Source organism: Chryseobacterium piscicola, assembly GCF_900156685.1.
GTDB classification, from domain to species: domain Bacteria; phylum Bacteroidota; class Bacteroidia; order Flavobacteriales; family Weeksellaceae; genus Chryseobacterium; species Chryseobacterium piscicola.
This window is the reverse complement of the sequence record NZ_FTOJ01000003.1, coordinates 190,870-213,031: the sequence shown is the minus strand read 5'-3', so window position 1 is coordinate 213,031 and position 22,162 is coordinate 190,870. Positions and strand designations below refer to the sequence as shown.

Genomic DNA, 22,162 nt, shown 5'->3' with positions numbered 1-22,162 from the left:
AGTGTTAATTTTCAAAAAAATTAATGTTTTAAAATTATTATTAAAAAACATGAAATATAAAAGAATCCTTCTAAAATTGAGTGGTGAAGCCCTAATGGGAGATAAGCAATACGGTATTGACACAGAAAGACTTCAGGAATATGCTGCAGAGATAAAAAAAGTAGTTGAGAAAGGTTGTGAGATGGCAATTGTAATAGGAGGAGGAAATATTTTCCGTGGCGTAGCAGGTGCTGCAAAAGGAATGGATAGAGTACAAGGTGATTATATGGGAATGCTTGCTACTGTGATTAACGGTATGGCATTGCAAGGCGCTTTAGAAGATGCAGGAATAAAAACAAGACTTCAGTCTGCAATTGAGATGGATAAAGTTGCTGAACCTTTCATCAAAAGAAGAGCGGTAAGGCACCTTGAAAAAGGAAGAGTTGTAATCTTCGGAGCAGGAACAGGAAATCCTTATTTCACAACAGATACAGCAGCCACTTTAAGAGCAATAGAAATTGATGCCGATGTCATTTTAAAAGGGACAAGAGTAGACGGAATATACGACAGTGATCCTGAGAAAAATTCAAATGCTGTAAAATACAACTCCTTGACGTTTGAAGAAGTTTTTGAAAAAGACCTAAAAGTAATGGATATGACTGCCTTTACACTAAGCCACGAAAATAAGCTTCCAATCATAGTTTTTGACATGAATAAAGAAGGAAATCTTCTTAAAATTGTGGAGGGAGAAAATGTAGGAACATTGGTTAATTTGTAGAAACCAAAGAAAAAAGTAAAAAAGAGCCAAGTAGGGATAATTAAATGAAAGTAAAGAAGTTTATTACTGATTATACATTACTCATTACCCAACACTTATCACTCATTAAAAATGTGTAACTTTTCAAATTTTAAATATATAATGGAAGAATTAGATCTTATATTAGAATCTGTAAAACATGACATGGACGCGGCAGTAAAGCATTTGGATCATGCATTTCAAAGAATTAGAGCAGGACGTGCTTCTACGTCTATGGTGCAAGATGTAATGGTAGAATATTACGGTGCGCCCACGCCACTTAATCAAGTTGCCAATGTTTCTGTGCCAGATGCGATGACGATAGCTATTCAGCCTTGGGACAGAACTGCCATCAATGCTATTGAAAAAGCAATTATCAATTCAAATTTAGGTTTTGCGCCTTCTAATAATGGTGAAAATATCATTCTGAATGTTCCGCCATTGACGGAGGAAAGAAGAAAAGAGCTTGCAAAACAAGCTAAAGGTGAAACTGAGGATACCAAAATTGTAATCAGAAATGCAAGACAAAATGGTATTAAAGAACTTAAGAAGTTAGAAGGTGTTTCTGAAGATATTATTAAAGATTCTGAAGGCAGCGTACAAGAACTAACCGACAAGTTCTCCAAAATCTGTGATGAACACCTTAAAAATAAAGAAGCTGAAATTATGAAGGTTTAATCTTCATTAATTCATTTAAATATAAAAGAGATTTTCCAATTTGGAGGTCTCTTTTTTTTGTTTTAAAGACAATTTTAAGATTGGTTATATCACTTTTATGCTCAGCAAACTTCTTCAATTCTAAGAGCAGATCAGCAAACTTAGAAAGATACTATTTTGATTTGATTTTTTTATAAATCTGGTATTTCCCTAGAATTAGAATTTTTGATGTAATTCTTTTTCGCAATATTAATCACTTCAACATGCAAAAACTATAATTTCGGTTTTTCATATTATCTATTAATTCATTTTTTCTATCTCATTTTGAATTTAAGTATATTCTTTAATATCCTCTTTTGAAAAAATTGAAAAACTTCTATAATAATCTTAGAATTTATGGTTTTACCGAAATTTTTATTTTTTTTAGATTGAAATAACATTTTATCTTTTAAACAATAAAAAACAAGAAAGAAAGTGAGCATTATCTAGATATTTTTCATACTTTACATTATCAATACAAAAACGATACAGTCTGGTTTAAATCTTGTTTAAATAAAGGCTCAAAACAAAGTTTTAAATTGTAAAAGAATTAATTTTAAAAGAAAATAAATGCAAATAGACGCAAGAAATCTAAGTGTAGACGATCACGACGAATTGGTAGGTACGATGAAAAGAGCGTATCCCACAATGTCTGAATATATATGGCCAAAAAAAAGCATAGAAAAACTCACAAAAATATTTCCGCAAGGACAAATCTGCATCACTGTAGACGGAAAATTGGCTGCAGTTGCACTGTCAATCATCGTTGATTATGATGATTTTGGCGACGATCATACCTATAAAGATATTACAGGAAATTATACTTTCAGCACCCACACAAATTCCGGAAATGTACTTTACGGAATCGAAGTTTTTGTAGATCCCGAGTATCGTGAACTAAGATTAGGACGAAGATTATACGATCTCAGAAAAGAGCTTTGTGAACAGCTTAATCTAAGAGCGATTGTTCTGGGAGGAAGAATTCCTCATTATCACAAGTACAGTGATGAGTTATCTGCAAGAGACTATATTAGAAAAGTAAGAGATAAAGAAATCTACGATCCAGTACTTTCTTTTCAATTGTCTAATAATTTTCTACCAATAAAAGTTCTTAAAAAATATCTTCTTGAAGATGAATCATCTAAAGAAAACGCTGTTCTTTTGCAATGGAACAACATTTATTACAGCAAAAAACCCAACACAATGCAGGACAGCGTTATCCGTCTTGGTTTGGTGCAATGGCAGATGAGGCAATTTAAAGATATTGACGCTTTTTATGAACAAGTTGAATTTTTCGTCAATGTAATGGGAGACTACAAAGCAGATTTTGTGCTTTTTCCAGAATTATTCAACACGCCTTTATTGGCTCCTTTCAACCATCTATCTGAAAGAGACAGCATGATAGAGCTAGCAAAACTAACAGAAGACATCAGAACGAAAATTTCTGAACTTGCCATCAGTTACAATGTAAATATCATATCCGGAAGTATGCCTTACTACGACGATAACGATTTGTATAACATCTCATATCTAATGCATCGTGACGGCAAAATTGATGAATACAGAAAAATTCATATCACCCCGAATGAAAAAAAATATTACGGAATGAAAGGTGGAAGCGAAATAAGATCATTTGATACCGATTGTGGAAAAATTGGTCTTGTTATATGCTATGATGTAGAGTTTCCTGAATTACCAAGGATTTTAGCCGATCAAGGCATGAAAATTCTATTTGTGCCTTATCTTACAGACACTCAGAATGCCTACATGAGAGTTCGCCATTGTGCCGCTGCAAGAGCCATTGAAAACGAATGTTACGTTGCCATTGCTGGTTGCGTAGGAAATCTTCCGGGAGTGAATAATATGGATATTCAGTTTGGGCAGGCCGCTGTTTTTACACCCTCAGATTTCGCTTTCCCATCGAATGCTGTAAAGGGTGAAGCTACTCCAAACACCGAAATGACACTGATTGTAGATGTAGATTTAAATCTCTTGAAAGACCTTCACCACAACGGATCTGTTCAAATTTTGAAAGACCGCAGAACTGATCTCTATGAAATTTATTTGAAATAAAAATTCAGTTGAAAATAATTTATCTCTAAAGCAGGCTCTATTTTAAAATAAAGTAACATTTAAATACAATCTATAAATTTAGCTTTAAGAAATGTTTTTTTTTAGTTATAAAAAGCATTCTTTACTTAAATTAATTTCTAGTAGGAATAATTTTTGAACTTACTTTTTAATTCAATTCATACTCAAAATTATGTTCGACAAACAGCAGCGAAAGCTGAAAAGATCTGCCCGCCTAATATCCGTTTTAAGCAAATATGGCTTCAAAGACATCATCGCCAGAATGGGCAAAAAATCGGAGGAAAACTCTGCACAGTTTGAAGAAATTATTTCCAAAGGAACCGTATACGAAAGAATTAGGCTTGTTTTAGAAGAACTCGGTCCCACTTTTGTGAAGCTCGGACAAACATTCAGCAACCGTGAAGATTTGCTTCCTCCGGAACTCATTAAAGAGTTGCAGAAGCTTCAGGATAGAGTAGAAGTGGTAGAAATGAACGTTGAAGAAATTCTTGAAAATGAATTTAATATTGTTGTTAAAGAACATTTTGCAGATATTATTCATAAGCCTTTAGCAACAGCCTCTATTGCACAGGTATACAAAGCTACTTTAACGACGGGAGAAGAAGTCATTTTAAAAATCAAAAAACCTGATGTTCTCAGTGTAATTGAAGATGATTTGCTGCTCATCAAAGATTTGGTAAAACTCATTTCTACGTATTCTGAAATTGGCTCAAAATTAAATTTAAAACAAGCGGTTGCAACTTTCGAAAAGTCTTTACTAGAAGAAGTTTCACTGGTTAACGAAAGAAATAACATCAAACAATTTGCTTTAAATTTTAAAAACAATAAAGAAACTTATGTTCCGATTATTTATGACGAATTCTCCAACAATAATATTCTTTGCATGGAATTTATTGCCGGAATTAAAGTGACAGATAAAGAAGAACTTTTAAAGCATAATATCAATCCTATAGTAGTTTCCGAAGTAGGTTTAAGGCTTTTCGTATCACAGATTTTAGATTACGGTTTTTTCCATGCTGATCCACACGCCGGAAATATTTTGGTGAAAAAAGACGGAAAAGTTGTCTTCATAGATTTCGGTGCTGTAGGAAAAATACAACCGAATGACAAGGAGATTTTAGAAAGTTTAATTGTGGCTTTTGTCGCAAAAAATTCTCCTAAAATTGTCCGTTACCTGAAAAAGATGGCAGTCAGCTACGAAATTCCAGACGAAAGAAGGTTTGAAAACGATGTTGATGAAGTTATAAATTTCGTTCACAGCACTTCACTGAAAGATATAGACCCCAATATCATTCTTAATAAGATGAAAGATGTTTTAAAAGATAACCAGCTGTATATGCCAGATTATTTTTATCTTTTATTCAAAGGAATTGGTTTGATAGAAGGTGTAGGAAGAACCATTAATCCTGACTTGGATATTGTAAAAAGCCTTCATCCATACACTAAAAAAATCTTGGCCAGAAAGATAAGTCCAAAGAAAATCTTGAAATCTGGGATGGATAAAATCATGGCTTTCACAGACAATGTGGATGAAATTCCTAAAGAACTTCGCTCTGTTTTACAAAAGTTGGATGATAATAAATTTACCATTTCAAGTGAAATTAAAAATATTGAAAAGACCAATAATCTTATCAAATCAAGCATCATCAATTTAATTTTGGCAATGATTTTAGGAGCAAATATTATTGCAACGGCAATTGTTTTTGTTTCAGAATCGGGGCCGAGAATTGGGGAAATGTCTTTGATTGCTGTTCTTGGATTTTGTTTTTCAGTTTTATTGGTAATCATTCTTTTGTTGAGAATTATGAGGAAGTAATTTTGAAAATCATGCAGATTTTTACAAATTCAGGAAAATAAATATTTAATTTACTACTTCTGAAACAATCTATACAAAATTTCAGATTACCATTTAGATTCCTTCTGGAGAACAACGGTTTGGATAATTCCCTACTTATCTACATTGAATTTTAGTGGTATTCAACATCAATCTTCCAACCATAAAAACCAATCCAATTAATTCCCTATCTTTGCAAAATGGAAAAACTCACTTTTGCAGACTTTGACCTTCCAGTGAAGGTTCTTGATGTTTTAGCAGATTTAAATTTATTTGAGCCCACTCCAATTCAGGAAAAAAGTATCGGCCCGATTCTTTCGGGAAGAGATGTGATGGGAATTGCACAGACGGGAACGGGAAAAACTTTAGCGTATTTGTTGCCGGTTTTAAAAACTTGGAAATACAATAAAAATGGAAATCCTACCATTGTCGTTTTGGTTCCTACAAGAGAATTGGTGGTTCAAGTTACCGAAATCATAGAGAAACTGACAGAAAATCTTACTGCAAGAGTAATCGGAATATATGGTGGGAAAAATATCAACACACAAAAACTATTGTTTAATAACGGGTGTGATATTTTAGTAGGAACTCCTGGTAGAATAATGGATTTGTCTATTGACAATGCTATCTCTCTGAAAGATGTTCAAAAACTGATTATTGATGAATTCGACGAAATGTTGAATCTAGGTTTCAGACCGCAGTTGACGCATATTTTCGAAATGATGCGTGATAAAAGACAGAATATTCTTTTTTCTGCAACGATGACAGAAGCTGTTGACGAAATGTTGGAGCAGTATTTTGCAGGTCCCATTGAAATTTCATTGGCAAAATCTGGAACTCCGCTTGAGAAAATTGAGCAGACTGCCTATAAAGTTGAAAATTTCAATACCAAAATCAATTTGCTTGAGCATTTGTTGAAAAGCAAAGAAGAAATGTCTAAAGTGTTGATTTTTGCTAATAATAAGAAGCATTCTGACTTACTTTTCACTCAAATTAACGAGCTTTTTCCGGAGCAGTTTGATGTTATTCACTCTAATAAATCCCAAAACTACAGACTTAAAGCCATGAAACGCTTTGAGAATGAAGAAATTAGAGGTTTAATCACCACAGATGTTATGGCCAGAGGTCTTGATATTTCAAATATTACTCATGTTATCAATTTTGAAACTCCTGAAGTTCCAGAACAATATATTCACAGAATCGGTAGAACCGGTAGAGCAGATAAAGATGGTATTGCCATCACATTTGTGGCTAAAAGTGAAGAAGAATCTGCTTTAGAAATCGAATTTTTGATGGATAAAGAATTGGCCTACATCGATTTCCCTGAAGAGGTGAAAATTAATCCAAAGAAAATAGCATCTGAAGAAGATTTAATCGTGATGAAAAATCCGGCACACGGAAAATTATTTGAAGGCGGCGGTGCTTTTCACGAGAAAAAAGATAAGAACAAGAAAGAAAACTGGGGCGGACCAACGAAAAGAAAAACTCCAAAAAAATTCGGAGCCAATAGAGCTCAACAAAAAGCAATTTCTAAATCGAAACGTAAAAAATAGTATAAAAAAACACTTCCAATCGGAAGTGTTTTTTTTATTTCGTCATCACGAAAATTACATTATCATTTTACTCCGTCATCTTTAACTTGTGAACTTCAATTCTATTTGAGTAAGGCCAACAATTTCTATATTTTCGCCCAATACTGCATCATAATTTATGCGTAAGTTACAGTTTCAATTCCCTTACTTACAACATTTATTTCATGTAAGGAGTCATTACCAAAGTCCAAAGTCTGTAGCCTTCCGGCGTCATGTGAAGCAAGTCTTCTACGAAAAGTTCTTTTCTGGTTTTTCCGTTTTGATCATTCATTACTTTGGTGATATCTATAAACTCAGCATTTTTTTCTTTTAACATGAATTTTGCAATTTGTTTATTGGCTTCTTTCATTTGTGGCCAAAGATTTTCCCTGCTCGGAGAATATTTTATTGAGATATAATCAACTTCTATATTGGGATATTTTTTGCGAATTTTTTTGTAAAAAGATTTAAATCTATCGACTACCACTTCTGCATCAAGTTTAGGACTGTCTGAAAAATCATTTTCACCACAATAGATGATAATTTGTTTTGGCTGATAAGGAGATAGTAAATCTTCAGAATAAAAATTAAGATCAATAAGTCTGGAACCTCCAAAACCTCTGTTTATAATAGTTTTTCCAAGAAAATAATCATTTACATCAACCCATTTTGTAAATGAAGAACTTCCGATAAGAAGTATAGAATTTTTAGGTGGTGCAGTTTGCTGGTCTAATTTTTTAAAACTTTGAATATCTTCCCAGAACATGGGCTGTTTTTCCTGAGCGAAAACCACGGCTAAAGTCAGCAAAAGAAATACTGAAAAAATCTTCTTCATAAATATCTGAATTATAATTCAGCTAAAGGTAATAAAAAAAACTCCCGACTTTTCGGGAGTTTTGTATTTATCTTTTAAAGGTGATGTAAGAAACATCAATTTTTTGATCTCCGTTGATATCAATGTTACCTGTTTTTTGCTTTAATCTAAGCTCAGAACTGCTTAATATTACAACTTCATAAGGTCGAGGTGTGTCTTTTTCGTAGCTAATTATCATTTCTTTTGTTTCCGCATTATAGGTATAGGTTCCTTTTGTATAGGTCATTGCACAAGTAGTACCAGATCCTGAGTAAGATTGATAGCTTGTAGATAAATCTATGCTGAAAGCAGTTATACTTTTTGAACTGCAAAAATTGGGTATATCAGTATTTAATACTGTTGTATTATCTGCTCCCGATATGATTTCGGTTTTTTCTGTCTTCCAATTACCTTTTAGCATATCTAATTCATATCCAAAAACGTCGTCTTCTTTACAAGAATTCAGTGCTAATACAGAAAAGGCAAATAAAAGTAGGTGTTTTTTCATTTTCACAATTTTAAGAATATGCTAAAATATAAATAAATTTGAAATATTTGTAAAGAACATCGCGTTTTTTAGACGAAAATTTAGAAATAAAACTTTTTCGATTATAATTTCTGAGTTTTTATTCAATCACACGCCTTTTTTATGCTATAAATAGTGTTGGTTTTATATGTCAGGTTAGAATTATTTCTTCCTATTGTAATTGTAAAAGATTCTTTCACTTCTGAACATTTTTTTTGCTTGTATAATTTTAAATAAAAATTTTCATCATCTTTTGTAAATGATCCACCTCTCAAATCACTAGTATCCACCAAAAAACCTTGAGTCTTCGCTACTAAGATCGCTTCAGCAACATTGTCTATTTTTCCTATAAATTGAATGAGATTTTTCTCTGTTAAAAAGAATACAGATCTTCCGTTTTTGCAAGCAATAATATAATTAAAGCAATTTTCACCAAGACAATTTTGAAAAAATCCTTTTTCTGGAATAGGCTCCAAAATCGTCATAGAAACAGGTGCTTGGCTTTCATACAAAACCGCTTTTTCAGAATCACTATTATTAATGAATGCTTTCCAATAAGCAACGTCTTCGCCAGGCTGTATAAAAGCATAAAGGTTCTCTGTGGTATCAAAAACCTCTGGGATTTTCAAAAAATCTTTCGGAATCTCTGATTGAGAAAAAAATAATTGACAAAAAAAAATAAATAGTAATCCTGATTTTTTCATAAAAAACATTCATCAACTGATTCATTTTTAAAATTAAGAATTTAATAGCTAATTTGATAATTTAAGTCAATAATTTTATGAAAATTTAATAACTTTTAAACTTCAAAAATTACAATTTTAAAGATAATTCTACTACATTTGTTATATGATACATGAGAACCGCGCTGAAAAATTTAGACAAATCGTCGAAAATAAATTTCAAATCTACAACTCACTTTTTATGAGTTTGCCTTATGATAAAATGACCAATATAGGGATGCTCCTTCCATTTCTATACGAAGAAAGCAAAACAGGCTATGAAGCTGGAAAAACTCCCGAAGAAATCGTTGAAGAATTTTTTACAAGCCATACAGATCTTAAAACCGAAGATCAAAAACTAGAACTCCTTTTTAAAATCATTCAATATATTGAAAGACAAGTTGTTTTGTTTGATAGTATTGAAGATGCCGCATTCCCAAGTTTGCATTCTGAAAATGATAACGGAACGGTAGGTAATATGTACGAAAAGGCTATCAATAATCATCAACTAGACAAAGTAAGAGAAAAACTGGAAGATTTTAATGTAAAAGTAGTTTTCACAGCGCACCCTACACAATTTTACCCCAATTCTGTTCAAAAAATCATTCATGACTTAAGAGCTGCAATTACTGCAGATTCTATAACTCAAATTGATACTTTACTTCAGCAACTGGGGAAAACTCCTTTTGTAAATAAAGAAAAACCTACACCTATTGATGAGGCTCTGAGTATCATAACTTACTTGAGGTTTGTGTATTACGAAACCGTTGGAGACTTGTTTACGAAGATAAAGAAAACATTTAATAACGAAAATTTTCAGTTGCATGAAGATATTATTCAGCTCGGTTTTTGGCCAGGTGGTGACCGTGACGGAAATCCTTTTGTAACTGCCGAGGTAACTAAAAAAGTAGCTTACGAATTACGCTCAGCTATTTTAAAATCTTATTACAATCATCTAAAATTTGTGAGAAGAAGATTGAGCTTCAGAGATGTATCAGAAATCCTAAAAGATTTAAGTGAAATACTTTATGATGCCATATTTAAAGAAAACGACATAAGTTCTGAGCAGATTTTAAATAAAATTGATGAAGCAGAAGATATACTGATTAAGCATCACAACGGTCTTTTCCTTGATATTCTTTATAGTTTTAAAGATAGAGTAAAAATTTTCGGAACCCATTTCGCAACCTTAGATATAAGACAAGACAGCAGAGTTCATCAGCAAGTTATTGATGAAGTTTATTCTAAATTATTTCCCAACCAGGAAGTTGATAACAAAACCAAGTATTCTAAACTAATAGAAGTTTCTGAAAAAGTAAATGCAGACAATTTTCAAGATATTGTAAAAGATACTTTAGAAACAGTCTCACAAATCACTGAAATACAGAAACAAAACGGTTGGAGAGGAATGAATCGTTATATTATTTCTAATTCTGACGATGTGAAAGATGTGATGAATGTCTACGCTTTTTTCAAAATTTGTGGTTACAAGGAAAACGACATCAAAATGGATATCGTTCCTTTATTTGAAACCATGGAAGGTCTTGCAAATGCAGAATCTGTAATGACAGCTCTGTACAGCCATCCTATTTATAAAAAACATATCGGAAATCGTGGAAATCAACAGACCATCATGCTTGGTTTTTCAGACGGAACTAAAGACGGAGGCTACTTGAAAGCCAATTGGGAAATCTATAAAGCTAAAGAAGTACTTACTACAATATCCGAAAAAAACGGAATAAAAGTAATATTTTTCGATGGCAGAGGCGGTCCGCCCGCAAGAGGTGGTGGTAAGACGCATGATTTCTATGCATCTCAAGGTAAAACCATTGCCAATAATAAAATTGAATTAACCATTCAAGGGCAAACCATTACAAGTATTTTCGGAAATAAAGAGCAGGCGTCTTTCAATTTTGAGCAACTTTTGAGTGCAGGTGTAGAAAATGATGTTTTTAAAAGCAGTAAAAAAGATTTAACTGAAAAAGAGAGAATATTAATTTCTGAGCTGGCTGATAGTAGCTTCAAAAAATATTCAGACTTAAAAGCACATCAAATGTTCGTTCCTTATCTACAGGAAATGAGTACTTTACAATACTACGGCAAAACCAATATTGGAAGCCGTCCTTCAAAAAGAGGAAGTGGTAATGAGCTTAAATTTGAAGACCTCAGAGCCATTCCTTTTGTAGGATCATGGGCACAGTTGAAACAAAATGTTCCCGGATTTTTCGGTTTTGGTTTTGCAATGAATAAATTGAAAGAAAACGGAAGATTTAATGAAATTAAAGAACTGTATGCAGGTTCAGATTTCTTTAAAACTTTAGTTCTCAACTCTATGATGAGTATGAATAAAACATATTTCCCGCTCACTTATTATATTAAAAACAACCCGAAATTTGGCGAATTCTGGACCATTCTTTTTGATGAATACCAGCTTTCACGCGATATTATGCTTGAATTAACCGGATTTAAAATGTTGCAAGAAGAAGATCCTTTATCCAGAAAATCTGTAAAAATACGTGAGAAAATTGTTTTACCTCTATTGAGTATTCAGCAATATGCTTTAATGAAGATTCAAAAAGGCGAAGGCAACAAAGAGGCTTATGAAAAACTAGTTACGAGATCGCTGTTTGGGAATATTAATGCAAGCAGAAACTCGGCATAACATATTTTTTAATACTATTGAAACAACCCCTTTTTTAAAATATTAAAAAAGGGGTTCTGTTATAAAAATCCATTTAGAAATTAATTAAAACTCAGAAAATAATCTTAGAGCTTGTTTCAATTTCCGCAAAATTTTCCTCCAACTCTAAAGAACGAAATTTTTTAATCATTCTTAAACAGACTTTTAAAAAATGTTTAAAATCTAATTGCAAAATACAACTTTTAAAATTCAGACTTTTTTTATTTTAAATTTTAAAAATAATGCTTACAAAAATTCACCCCAAACTGCCGATGCGAGATAAAACGGCAACTAAAAAATATTACATCGAAAATCTTGGTTTTGAGCAAATAGGTTCAGATGATTTTCCCGATTATTTAATGCTGAAAAAAGATGAAATTGAAATTCATTTTTTTTTGTTTAAAGACTTAAAACCAGAAGAAAATTACGGAATGGTCTACATTAGAGTAGCAGATATTGAAGCGCAATATCAAACACTATTAGATACAAAAGTCGCCATTCATCCCAACGGAAGTTTACAGAAAAAACCTTGGGGACAAAAAGAATTTGCTCTTCTAGATCCAGATTTTAATCTTTTAACTTTCGGGGAAGCTGTATAATTTCCATTTTTTTTTCGAAGAATTAATTTTTTTATAACGTTTAAAATAGATTTTATTTTAAAAGCCGATTTGTAATACACATAAATCAAATTATACCTTGATTCAATTGTAAAGTATAGAGACTACAACTTTCAAAATTCATTATGTCTTAAGATTACAAGATTTATTCTAACTCATCTAATTTTTTTGGTGACTATTTTTCACTAAATAATATTCAAATCAACTCCACGCCCAAATTACCCATTATTAAAAGTGAATAAATATTGATATTATTTTAAATTTTTTATAAAATTAAATCATTAAAACTGTAAATATTGTTGATTTTGAGTAAAAAATTTAAATTTTAAAATAATTTTTATTTTTTTGGTAACAGTAAACAAAAAAAATATAATTTTATTGTCTCAATTTGAGAATTAATAAAATACTGTATATGAATGTACAACTATCTAGAAGTTTAGGAATTATCGCTGCACTTTATTTTACTGCAAATTTCAGTGCACAAACAGCAATTTCAGACACTCTTCAAAAAGAAAAAAACATTGAAGAAGTTGTGGTAATCGGCTATGGTTCTGTAAAAAAATCTAACCTTACAAGTGCTGTATCTACCGTAAAGGCTGAAACATTTGATGACAGACCTATTTACAATGTAGGACAAGCTTTACAAGGAAATGCGGCAGGTGTTAACGTAATTCAGTCTTCAGGAAAACCAGGAGCTGCAATTGATGTAAAAATCAGAGGAAACAATTCTATTTCTTCAAGTGTAAACCCGCTGTATGTAGTAGACGGAATTCAAACCTTTGACATCAGTGGAATAAATCCTGATGATATTGTAGATTTAACGGTTTTAAAAGATGCAACTTCTGCTGCTATCTACGGAATCAACGGTTCTTCTGGTGTGGTAATAGTTACTACCAAAAGAGGGAAAGCCAACAAACCACAATTGGCATTTAATGCATATTGGGGAATGTCTAAAACAGTAAGTAATATTGATGTTTTAAATTTAGATCAGTACAAATCTTTAATGGAAAATATTGCTGCCAACGGAGGCACAAATTATCTACCGACCATTAACAATCCTAAATACGCAGGAATCAATACCAATTGGAGAGATGAAGTTTTCAGAACAGGTTTTGACCAAAATTACAATGTAAATTATTCTTTCGGAAACGAAAAAGTAAGAGCCTACACTGCATTAGGCTATCAAGGTATTGACGGTATTATCAACCCAGCGAGATTTGATAGAGTATCGGCAAAGATAAACCTAGACGCTAAACTCGCCAATTGGATAAAGCTAACAGGGAATTTCAACTACATTAATACCACGCTTAAAAACACCAATGATAATTTGGGAACTTCAAGAGGTGGCGTTATTCTTAGTGCTTTAAATACACCTGCGTTTCTTCCTGTTTACGGCAATCAACTTACTATAAGAGATACAGATGCTTCCGGAAACTATATTGATGGTTCTAAAGATGGGCAATTTGCTTTAAATCCGTTCCAATCTTCTTGGGAAAATCCTATTGCATATCAATCAAGAAAAAATGAAACTCAGACACAACGTTTCATGAGTAACTTGGGATTGGAAGTAAATTTGCTGAAAAATTTAATCTGGAAACCAACCGTTTCTTTTGACTTAATTGATGTTACTAATGATCAATTTACCGATGGCTACCAAACAAGTTATGGAAGACAGCAAAAAGGTATAGGTGGCAAATATTTATCTACGTATCAGGATTTGAATATTGAAAATACTTTAACATATATCATAAAATCTGGAGTTCATGATTTGGCTTTACTAGGAGGGAACCAGATTCACGAGAAAAGAAATTCGTGGAATAATTTTTCGGGTAACAATTTTGCAGAAGGTACTACAGCCTTCAATTTTAATGCTGCCATTGATAACAGACAAGAAACTTTGGTGAAAGAGCATTTAAGAGAACTTTCGTTTTTCGGGCGTGCACTTTATACTTATGATAACAAGTACACCATCATGGGAGTTTTCAGGTACAATGGAAGTTCAGCTTTAGCACCAGGAAATAAGTGGGGATTCTTTCCAGGAGTTTCTGCCGCATGGACGGTTTCTAACGAAGATTTTATGTCTGATAACAAAATTTTCTCTGAACTGAAATTTAGAGGAGGATGGGGACAAAGTGGAAATGCATCAGGAATACCACCATATTCTCATTATAATTTGGAGAGATTAACACGACTTGGTGCAGCAGGAACGCCCTATACTTATCAATGGGATAGCGGGGATCTAGGCTGGGAAGTTACCAGCGATGCTAATATAGGTGTTGATTTTGGTTTTTTAAGCAATAGAGTGAAATTAAGTGTAGATGCTTACAAGAGAAATACGAAAGATTTAATAGTTCCAATTTCAATGGGACCTACAATTCCCAATATTCTTAAAAATGTAGGAAGTATGCAAAATAAAGGTGTAGAATTTGGATTAAATACCCAAAATTTTAAAGGAGAATTTACATGGAATACTAACTTCAATATTTCTTTTACGAAAAACCAAGTTACAAGCCTAAAATATCAACCAAATATTGATAAAGCAAATATAGAAACAGTAGGAGCTAATTTAGTAAGATTCACCCCCGGGCAAGCAATAAGTTCTTTTTATGGATATCAGGTGGATTATGTAGATCCCCAAACAGGTAATCTTGTTTATAAAGATAATAATGGAAACGGAATATTTGACCCAAATGATAGAACGATAATTGGAAATCCAAATCCTGATTTCTCTTTTGGTTTTAATAATAGTTTTTCACTTAAAAATTGGTATTTAGATGTTTTAGTTACAGGATCTTATGGCGGAGAAATTTACAATGCCTCAAGATTCGATCTTGAAATGATGAACGATTTTAAAAATCAATCAACGGCTGTTCTCAACAGATGGACGACTCCCGGACAAATCACCAATACCCCAAGAGCTAATTCTGCAAATTCACAATTTGTATCTGATCGATTTGTAGAAGACGGTTCGTTTCTTAAAATAAAGAGTGCAACTTTGGGTTATAACTTTTTAAGTCCATTTAAAGGCGTAAGTAAAATCAATCTATATATAACAGGACAAAATCTATTGACTTGGACAGAATATACAGGTTTTGACCCTGAAGTAAATGCTTTCAATACAACAGCCGGTGTTTCTGGCGTTGATTATGGCACTTATCCGCAAGTAAGAACATTTATTTTTGGTCTTAAAGCTAATTTTTAATAAACCTAATATTATGAAACTTAATAAAACAATATATTATTTTTTGCTTGGTGCAACTTTTACAATTACAGCCACTTCTTGCAGTGATTATCTTGATACTGAGCCATTAACCGACAAAATTATTCCACTAACCGACACTCCATACAAAACAGCCTCAGAAGCAGAGGGTTTAATGACTGCTATTTACGTTGATTTGGGTAATGAATACTGGCAACTGGATTATTTTTTCAATGGTGATGCACAAACAGACATTGCCCACGCTGGAAGTGATAATGTTCAAAATTTTCAAATTGATGAATATAGAATTATTGCTACCAATTCAAACGTAAACAGAGATTGGAATTATCTTTTTACGTTGATCAATAACTGTAATAAAATATTAAATTACGTAGATAACATACCAGATACTGCACTTACAAATTCACGTAAAGCTGAAATGAAGGCTGAAGCAGCCATTATGCGTGCAATGTATAACTTTCATGGTGTGCAATTATGGGGAGATTTTCCTTTGGTAACCAAGGCAGTAATTGGTGTAAATGACGAAAACTTTGATGAAGTTTATGAGCAGATTTATCCTAAAAGAAAATCTGTTAACGAAGTTTACTCTCAAATTATCGCTGATTTGGAAGGGGCTTTAGCAAGTGCACCTGCAAGCTCAAACAAATATAAAGCAACCAAAGGTCTAGCGTTATCATTATTGGCAAAAGTGCATGCAACAAAACCAAATCCGGATTATGCAAAAGTGATTGATTATACAACACAATTAATGGGAGAAGGATATTCTTTACTTCCAAATTACGATCACCTTTTTGATGGAAACCACGAAGCCAATGCAGAATCTATTTTCGAGTCCAACGGAAATGCAGGAAATCTTTGGGCATGGGGATCTTTAATGTTTTACGGAACAGATTGGAAAAAATTTAATACCCCGTCTTATGACATCGTAAACACATTCAATACAGAAAATGATAATGTTAGAAAAAACGCCAGTATCCTATTCTCAACCAATACAGTAAACTGGTCAGATAATTACTGGCAGAGTAATAATTTCCCTTTCATGTATAAAATGAGAATTACTTCAGGACATCAAAATTTCTACGTGATGAGGTATGCAGATTTATTACTAATCAGAGCGGAAGCTTTAGTTCGACAAGGAAATTTCACAGAGGCTGCAGCTTTGGTGAACCAAGTGAGAGCAAGAGCGAGCTCAACTTTAGCGCCTATTACAATTGCCAATACAGATGATGGAATCAATAAAATTCTAAAAGAAAGAAAATTAGAGTTAGCTTTCGAAGGCCATCGATGGTTTGATTTGAAACGTACAGGAAAAGCAATATCTATACTTTCACAACAAAAAAATGCTCAAGGAAATCTTCTGCCGTATGTGAATAATCTAAATCAAAACAGATTACTATGGCCAATTCCGCAAACCCAATTGGATAATAACCCGAATTTAACTCAAAATCCTGGATATTAAATATGCTAAATAAAAATTCTTATAGTTTCTTTTTAAAAAGTACTGCACTGCTATTTAGCGGTGTGGTACTTTTGCCTTTATCTTCCTGTATATCTGTAGCCAATACAGATGAAAAAATACAAAGCTGGATGACAAAAGGTGATGAAAGTGTAAAATTACAGCAACAAAATGCAGCAGCGTTTGTAAATATTTCTAATACCTTTCAGAATATTGAAATTGATGACGCTCAAAAGTTTCAATATATTGATGGTTTTGGGTATACTTTAACTGGTGGAAGTGTAGAAGTAATCAATCGTCTCTCAACTTCCAAAAGAAAAGCACTTTTAAATGAACTTTTCGGTAATGATAAGAACTCAATTTCCATCAATTATTTAAGATTAAGTATTGGTGCATCCGATCTAGATGGTGAAGTTTTTTCTTATAATGATATACCCCAAGGTCAAACTGACCCAACTTTATCAAAATTTAGTCTGGCGAGAGATAAAGATTTAATCGTGATGTTAAAAGAAATTTTAGCCATCAATCCGAAAATCAAAATCATTGCTGCTCCATGGTCGCCTCCGGTTTGGATGAAAGACAATGGGAAATCAGTTGGAGGAAGTTTAAAAACTGAATTTTATGATGTATACGCAAAATATTTCGTAAAATATATACAAGGAATGCAGAAAGAGGGAATTACAATTGATGCAATTACTCCTCAAAATGAACCTTTACATCCCGGAAATAATCCGAGTTTGCTAATGATTTCAGATCAGCAAAGAGATTTTATTAAGCAAAGTTTAGGTCCTATTTTTAAATCAAATAATATTAAAACCAAAATTGTTGTTTACGATCACAATTGCAATAAACCGGAATACGCTATCAATATTTTGAATGATACTGAAGCTAACCAATACATTGACGGTTCGGCTTTTCATTTATATGAAGGCGATATTTCAGCTTTGAGTACAGTTCATAATGCTCATCCAAATAAAAATCTTTATTTTACAGAGCAATGGACGGGTGCAAAAGGAACTTTCAATGAAGATTTAAACTGGCATACCAAAAACGTAGTCATTGGCTCGATGAGAAATTGGAGCAAAATCGCTTTAGAATGGAACCTTGCCAATGATCCGGAATACAAACCTCATACTCCGGGAGGCTGCACAGAATGTAAAGGTGCAATTACGGTTTCAGACAGTGAAAATTTCACAAGAAATGTTGCGTATTATATAATTGCCCATGCTTCAAAATTTGTTCCGGCAAATTCTCAGAGAATAGCTTCTACACAAACCGAAAACTTGTCTACAGTTGCTTTTAAAACTCCCGAAGGAAAAACAGTTTTGATTGTTCAGAATTACAGCAAAACAGACGAAAATTTTAATATTAAATTTAAAAATAAAACAGCTCCTATAAACATCCCTGGAAGTTCTGTTGCTACTTATATTTTTTAAAATACAATTTTTAAATTATTTTTTTTCCTTTCCTAGGTAGAACGGCTTTCCTAAGTTAAAAATATACATAAGCTTTAAAAAATTCTTTGTGTCTTTTGCGTTTAAATTAATGTAAAGCTTCAATAAAAAATACATCAAAATGAGAAAACTTTATTTTATATTAGCATTTACAGCATTCGGATTCAACGCTTTTGGTCAAAAAACAATTGACCAGAGAGTTTCTGAATTATTGTCTGAAATGACTTTGGAAGAAAAAGTAGGACAGCTCATTCAATACAGCGGTTTTGACTATGCAACTGGTCCGCAAAATTCAAGTTCTGCAACGGTTTTAGAAGAAATAAAAAAAGGAAAAGTAGGATCTATGCTCAACGTAGCAGGAGCACAAGAAACAAAAAAATTTCAGGAATTAGCTTTAAAATCAAGATTGAAAATACCATTACTGTTTGGTCAGGACGTGATTCATGGTTATAGAACAACATTCCCGGTGAATTTAGGTCAAGCGGCAAGTTGGGATTTAAAATTAATTGAAAAATCTGAAAGAATTGCCGCAACGGAAGCTTCAGCTTACGGTATTCACTGGACTTTTGCACCAATGGTAGACATTACAAGAGACCCAAGATGGGGAAGAGTAATGGAAGGTTCGGGAGAAGACACCTATTTAGGAAGTCAAATTGGTATGGCAAGAATTAAAGGTTTTCAGGGAAAAGGTCTTGGAAATCTTGATGCAATTATGGCATGCGCAAAACATTTCGCAGCGTATGGAGCAGCGATAGGTGGAAGAGATTACAATTCCGTAGACATGAGCTTAAGACAACTTCACGAAACGTATTTACCGCCATTCAAAGCGGCTGCAGAAGCCGGAGTTGCTACTTTTATGAATTCTTTTAACGACATCAATGGAATTCCGGCAACAGCAAACCAATATATTGTAAGAAATCTTTTAAAAAACCAATGGAAATATAAAGGTTTTGTGGTTTCAGACTGGGGAAGTATTGGCGAAATGATTCCTCACGGTTATGCGAAAGATTATAAAGAGGCAGCAGAAAAAGCGATTAATGCAGGAACAGATATGGATATGGAAAGCCGTGCTTACATGGCTGAACTTCCAAAATTGGTTAAAGAAGGAAAAGTTGATCCTAAGCTTATTGATGATGCAGCAAGAAGGATTTTGCTTAAAAAGTTTGAAATGGGATTATTTGATGATCCTTACAGATTTAGTAACGAAAAAAGGCAAAAAGAACAACTGAACAATCAGGAAAATAGAAAATTTGGGAGAGAATTTGGTTCGAAATCTATTGTTTTGCTTAAGAATGAAAAGAATATTCTTCCACTTTCAAAATCTATTAAAACCGTGGCGCTAATTGGTCCTTTCGGAAAAGAAACCGTTGCCAATCATGGTTTCTGGTCTATTGCATTTAAAGATGATAATCAAAGAATTGTTACTCAATTTGACGGAATTAAAAATCAATTAGATAAAAATTCCACTTTATTGTATGCAAAAGGTGCAAATGTTGACGACCAAGACCAATCGATGTTTGCAGAAGCTATAGAAACGGCAAAAAAAGCAGACGTTGTGATTATGACTTTAGGTGAAGGTCACGCCATGAGTGGTGAGGCGAAAAGCAGAAGTAATATTCGTTTTTCAGGAGTTCAGGAGGATCTTTTAAAAGAAGTTGCGAAAACCGGAAAACCAATTATTTTAATGATCAATGCAGGAAGACCTTTGGTTTTTGATTGGGCTGCAGACAACATTCCAGCTATTGTTTATACTTGGTGGTTGGGAACTGAAGCCGGAAATTCTATCGCAGATGTTCTTTTCGGAAACGTAAACCCTGGTGGAAAACTTCCAATGACTTTCCCTAGAACCGAAGGACAGATTCCTGCTTATTACAATTATTATAACACAGGAAGACCCGCAAAAAGCAACAAAGACAGAAATTATGTTTCCGCATACATTGATTTGGATAATGACCCGAAATTCCCTTTTGGGTATGGTTTAAGTTATACTCAGTTTAAATATTCTGAAATCAATTTAAGTTCTACAAATCTTAAAGGAAATCAGACTTTAAATATCATTGTAGATATTTCAAACACGGGAAATTATGATGGGGAAGAAGTGGTGCAGTTGTACATCAGAGATTTATTTGGAAAGGTAATAAGACCTGTAAAAGAATTAAAAGGTTTCCAAAAAATATTCATTAAAAAAGGAGAAACTAAATCCGTAAATTTCACCTTAACTCCCGAAAATTTGAAATTTTATGATGATGAATTAAACTATGATTGGGAAGAAGGTGATTTCGATATCATGGTGGGAACCGATTCTCAAAATGTTCAGACAAAAAGGATTTATTGGTCAAAATAATATTAGTTTTCATCACTAAGAGCGGAATAAAACCCGCTTTTTTTGGTAAAAAAACATTCTTCTTAATGAGTGTAAACATCCCTTCTGTCAATCTGAAAAAATTGGTGCATATCAACAGGTTTTCTTCAAAAGTTAATAATTAAGATTCTTCTTTCGTGAGAACAAGACAGTCATATTTTTTTTGAACTAAAACTTTATGTTAAAAAAAACAATATAGATCGTAACATAAATTTTAAAATTCTAAACTTTAATACACAGCAAATTTCATATCAATATTTTTAATTAAAAATCGGCAGTACCTTTGGTTTTGCCGAATTTATTTTTCAAAACAAGGCATACAAAAGCTATCAAAAAAAATCCGAAACAAAAAAATGTTTCGGATTAAATTATTTATAGTGAAAATTTCACTTATTCAACATCATATTTGCTGATTACTTTTTGGGTAACACCCGAGCTGCTGAATCCTCCATCATGGAAAAGATTCTGCATCGTTACTTTTTTAGTTAAATCAGAGAAAAGAGTTACACAGTAATCTGCACATTCCAAAGCTGTAGCATTTCCTAGTGGAGACATATCTTCAGCGTAACCCATAAATCCGCCAAAACCTTTCACGCCGCTTCCTGCAGTGGTAGGAGTTGGAGATTGAGAAACCGTATTTACACGTACTTTTCTTTGTCCCCAATAGTTCCCGAAAGTTCTCGCAATACTTTCAAGATAAGCTTTATTGTCAGACATATCGTTGTAATCTGGAAATGTTCTTTGAGCTGCAATATAGGTAAGTGCCAAGATGCTTCCCCATTCGTTCATACAATCTTTTTCGTAAGCAACCCTCATTACTTTGTGGAAAGAAACCGCTGATATATCCCAACCTTTTTCTAACCAGTCGTAGTTCATCTCTGTATAATGCTTTCCTTTTCTCACGTTGATAGACATCCCAATTGAGTGGAGGATAAAATCGATTTTACCAAATTTTTCAACAGCAGCATCAAAAAGTTTTTCGAGATCTTCAATAGATGTTGCATCTGCACCAATCACATCAGAACCTGTTTTCTCTGCTAATGCATTTAATTCCCCCATTCTTAGTGCAATAGGAGCGTTTGATAAAATAAATTCTGCACCTTCTTCATGACATCTTTCTGCAACTTTCCAAGCGATTGATTGTTCATTAAGGGCTCCAAAAATAATTCCCTTCTTGCCTTTAAGTAAACCGTATGACATAGTATTTTAATGTTTATTAATCTCACAAATGTAACGATTATTTGTGTTTAAAACATAAAAAAAACGAAGCCTTATATAAAAGACTTCGTTTTTTTTGATATATTT

15 protein-coding genes are annotated in these 22,162 nt (G+C 33.0%); 11 read left to right on the top strand and 4 right to left on the bottom strand.

What is annotated here, in order from left to right; all coding sequences use genetic code 11:
• The first annotated feature begins 49 nt into the window (after positions 1-49).
• The 5 genes from pyrH to BW939_RS06965 all read left to right on the top strand — a co-directional run bounded on the left by pyrH (position 50) and on the right by BW939_RS06965 (position 6,949).
• Positions 50-757 carry a UMP kinase gene (gene pyrH, locus BW939_RS06985; protein ID WP_076451406.1) on the top strand — a complete coding sequence of 236 codons (708 nt, stop codon included), beginning with the start codon at positions 50-52 and terminating at the stop codon, positions 755-757.
• Between the two features lie 141 nt (positions 758-898).
• Positions 899-1,453, top strand: coding sequence for a ribosome recycling factor (gene frr, locus BW939_RS06980; RefSeq protein ID WP_076451175.1), 555 nt, complete (start codon positions 899-901; stop codon positions 1,451-1,453).
• A gap of 588 nt (positions 1,454-2,041) precedes the next feature.
• Positions 2,042-3,544 carry a carbon-nitrogen hydrolase family protein gene (locus BW939_RS06975; protein ID WP_076451173.1) on the top strand — a complete coding sequence of 501 codons (1,503 nt, stop codon included), beginning with the start codon at positions 2,042-2,044 and terminating at the stop codon, positions 3,542-3,544.
• 190 nt (positions 3,545-3,734) lie between these two features.
• Complete coding sequence (locus tag BW939_RS06970; RefSeq protein ID WP_076451170.1) at positions 3,735-5,378, top strand: ABC1 kinase family protein; 1,644 nt, start codon at positions 3,735-3,737, stop codon at positions 5,376-5,378.
• A gap of 218 nt (positions 5,379-5,596) precedes the next feature.
• On the top strand, positions 5,597-6,949 hold the full coding sequence (locus BW939_RS06965) for a DEAD/DEAH box helicase (protein WP_076451168.1): 1,353 nt from the start codon (positions 5,597-5,599) through the stop codon (positions 6,947-6,949).
• A gap of 196 nt (positions 6,950-7,145) precedes the next feature.
• Here the strand turns inward: BW939_RS06965 and BW939_RS06960 are convergent, their stop codons facing one another.
• The 3 genes from BW939_RS06960 to BW939_RS06950 all read right to left on the bottom strand — a co-directional run bounded on the left by BW939_RS06960 (position 7,146) and on the right by BW939_RS06950 (position 9,050).
• Positions 7,146-7,802 carry a GDSL-type esterase/lipase family protein gene (locus tag BW939_RS06960; protein ID WP_076451166.1) on the bottom strand — a complete coding sequence of 219 codons (657 nt, stop codon included), beginning with the start codon at positions 7,800-7,802 and terminating at the stop codon, positions 7,146-7,148.
• Positions 7,803-7,869: 67 nt separating this feature from the next.
• On the bottom strand, positions 7,870-8,328 hold the full coding sequence (locus tag BW939_RS06955; RefSeq protein WP_076451164.1) for a lipocalin family protein: 459 nt from the start codon (positions 8,326-8,328) through the stop codon (positions 7,870-7,872).
• A 122-nt stretch (positions 8,329-8,450) separates the two neighbouring features.
• Complete coding sequence (locus BW939_RS06950; RefSeq protein ID WP_123891570.1) at positions 8,451-9,050, bottom strand: hypothetical protein; 600 nt, start codon at positions 9,048-9,050, stop codon at positions 8,451-8,453.
• Between the two features lie 145 nt (positions 9,051-9,195).
• Between BW939_RS06950 and BW939_RS06945 the strand changes: the two genes are divergently transcribed.
• From BW939_RS06945 to bglX, 6 genes are all read left to right on the top strand, one after another.
• Positions 9,196-11,730: a phosphoenolpyruvate carboxylase gene (locus tag BW939_RS06945; protein WP_076451160.1), complete on the top strand. Its 2,535-nt coding sequence runs from the start codon at positions 9,196-9,198 to the stop codon at positions 11,728-11,730.
• A 260-nt stretch (positions 11,731-11,990) separates the two neighbouring features.
• Positions 11,991-12,347 carry a bleomycin resistance protein gene (locus tag BW939_RS06940; protein WP_076451158.1) on the top strand — a complete coding sequence of 119 codons (357 nt, stop codon included), beginning with the start codon at positions 11,991-11,993 and terminating at the stop codon, positions 12,345-12,347.
• A gap of 430 nt (positions 12,348-12,777) precedes the next feature.
• A complete protein-coding gene (locus BW939_RS06935; protein WP_076451155.1) occupies positions 12,778-15,567 on the top strand; it encodes a SusC/RagA family TonB-linked outer membrane protein in 2,790 nt (929 codons plus the stop codon).
• A 13-nt stretch (positions 15,568-15,580) separates the two neighbouring features.
• Positions 15,581-17,044: a RagB/SusD family nutrient uptake outer membrane protein gene (locus BW939_RS06930; RefSeq protein ID WP_076451153.1), complete on the top strand. Its 1,464-nt coding sequence runs from the start codon at positions 15,581-15,583 to the stop codon at positions 17,042-17,044.
• A 2-nt stretch (positions 17,045-17,046) separates the two neighbouring features.
• Positions 17,047-18,477, top strand: coding sequence for a glycoside hydrolase family 30 protein (locus tag BW939_RS06925; RefSeq protein WP_076451151.1), 1,431 nt, complete (start codon positions 17,047-17,049; stop codon positions 18,475-18,477).
• 139 nt (positions 18,478-18,616) lie between these two features.
• Positions 18,617-20,839, top strand: a complete 2,223-nt coding sequence (bglX, locus tag BW939_RS06920) for a beta-glucosidase BglX (protein WP_076451149.1) — start codon at positions 18,617-18,619, stop codon at positions 20,837-20,839.
• 408 nt (positions 20,840-21,247) lie between these two features.
• Here the strand turns inward: bglX and BW939_RS06915 are convergent, their stop codons facing one another.
• Positions 21,248-22,057 carry an enoyl-ACP reductase FabI gene (locus BW939_RS06915; RefSeq protein ID WP_076451147.1) on the bottom strand — a complete coding sequence of 270 codons (810 nt, stop codon included), beginning with the start codon at positions 22,055-22,057 and terminating at the stop codon, positions 21,248-21,250.
• Between the last annotated feature and the right edge of the window lie 105 nt (positions 22,058-22,162).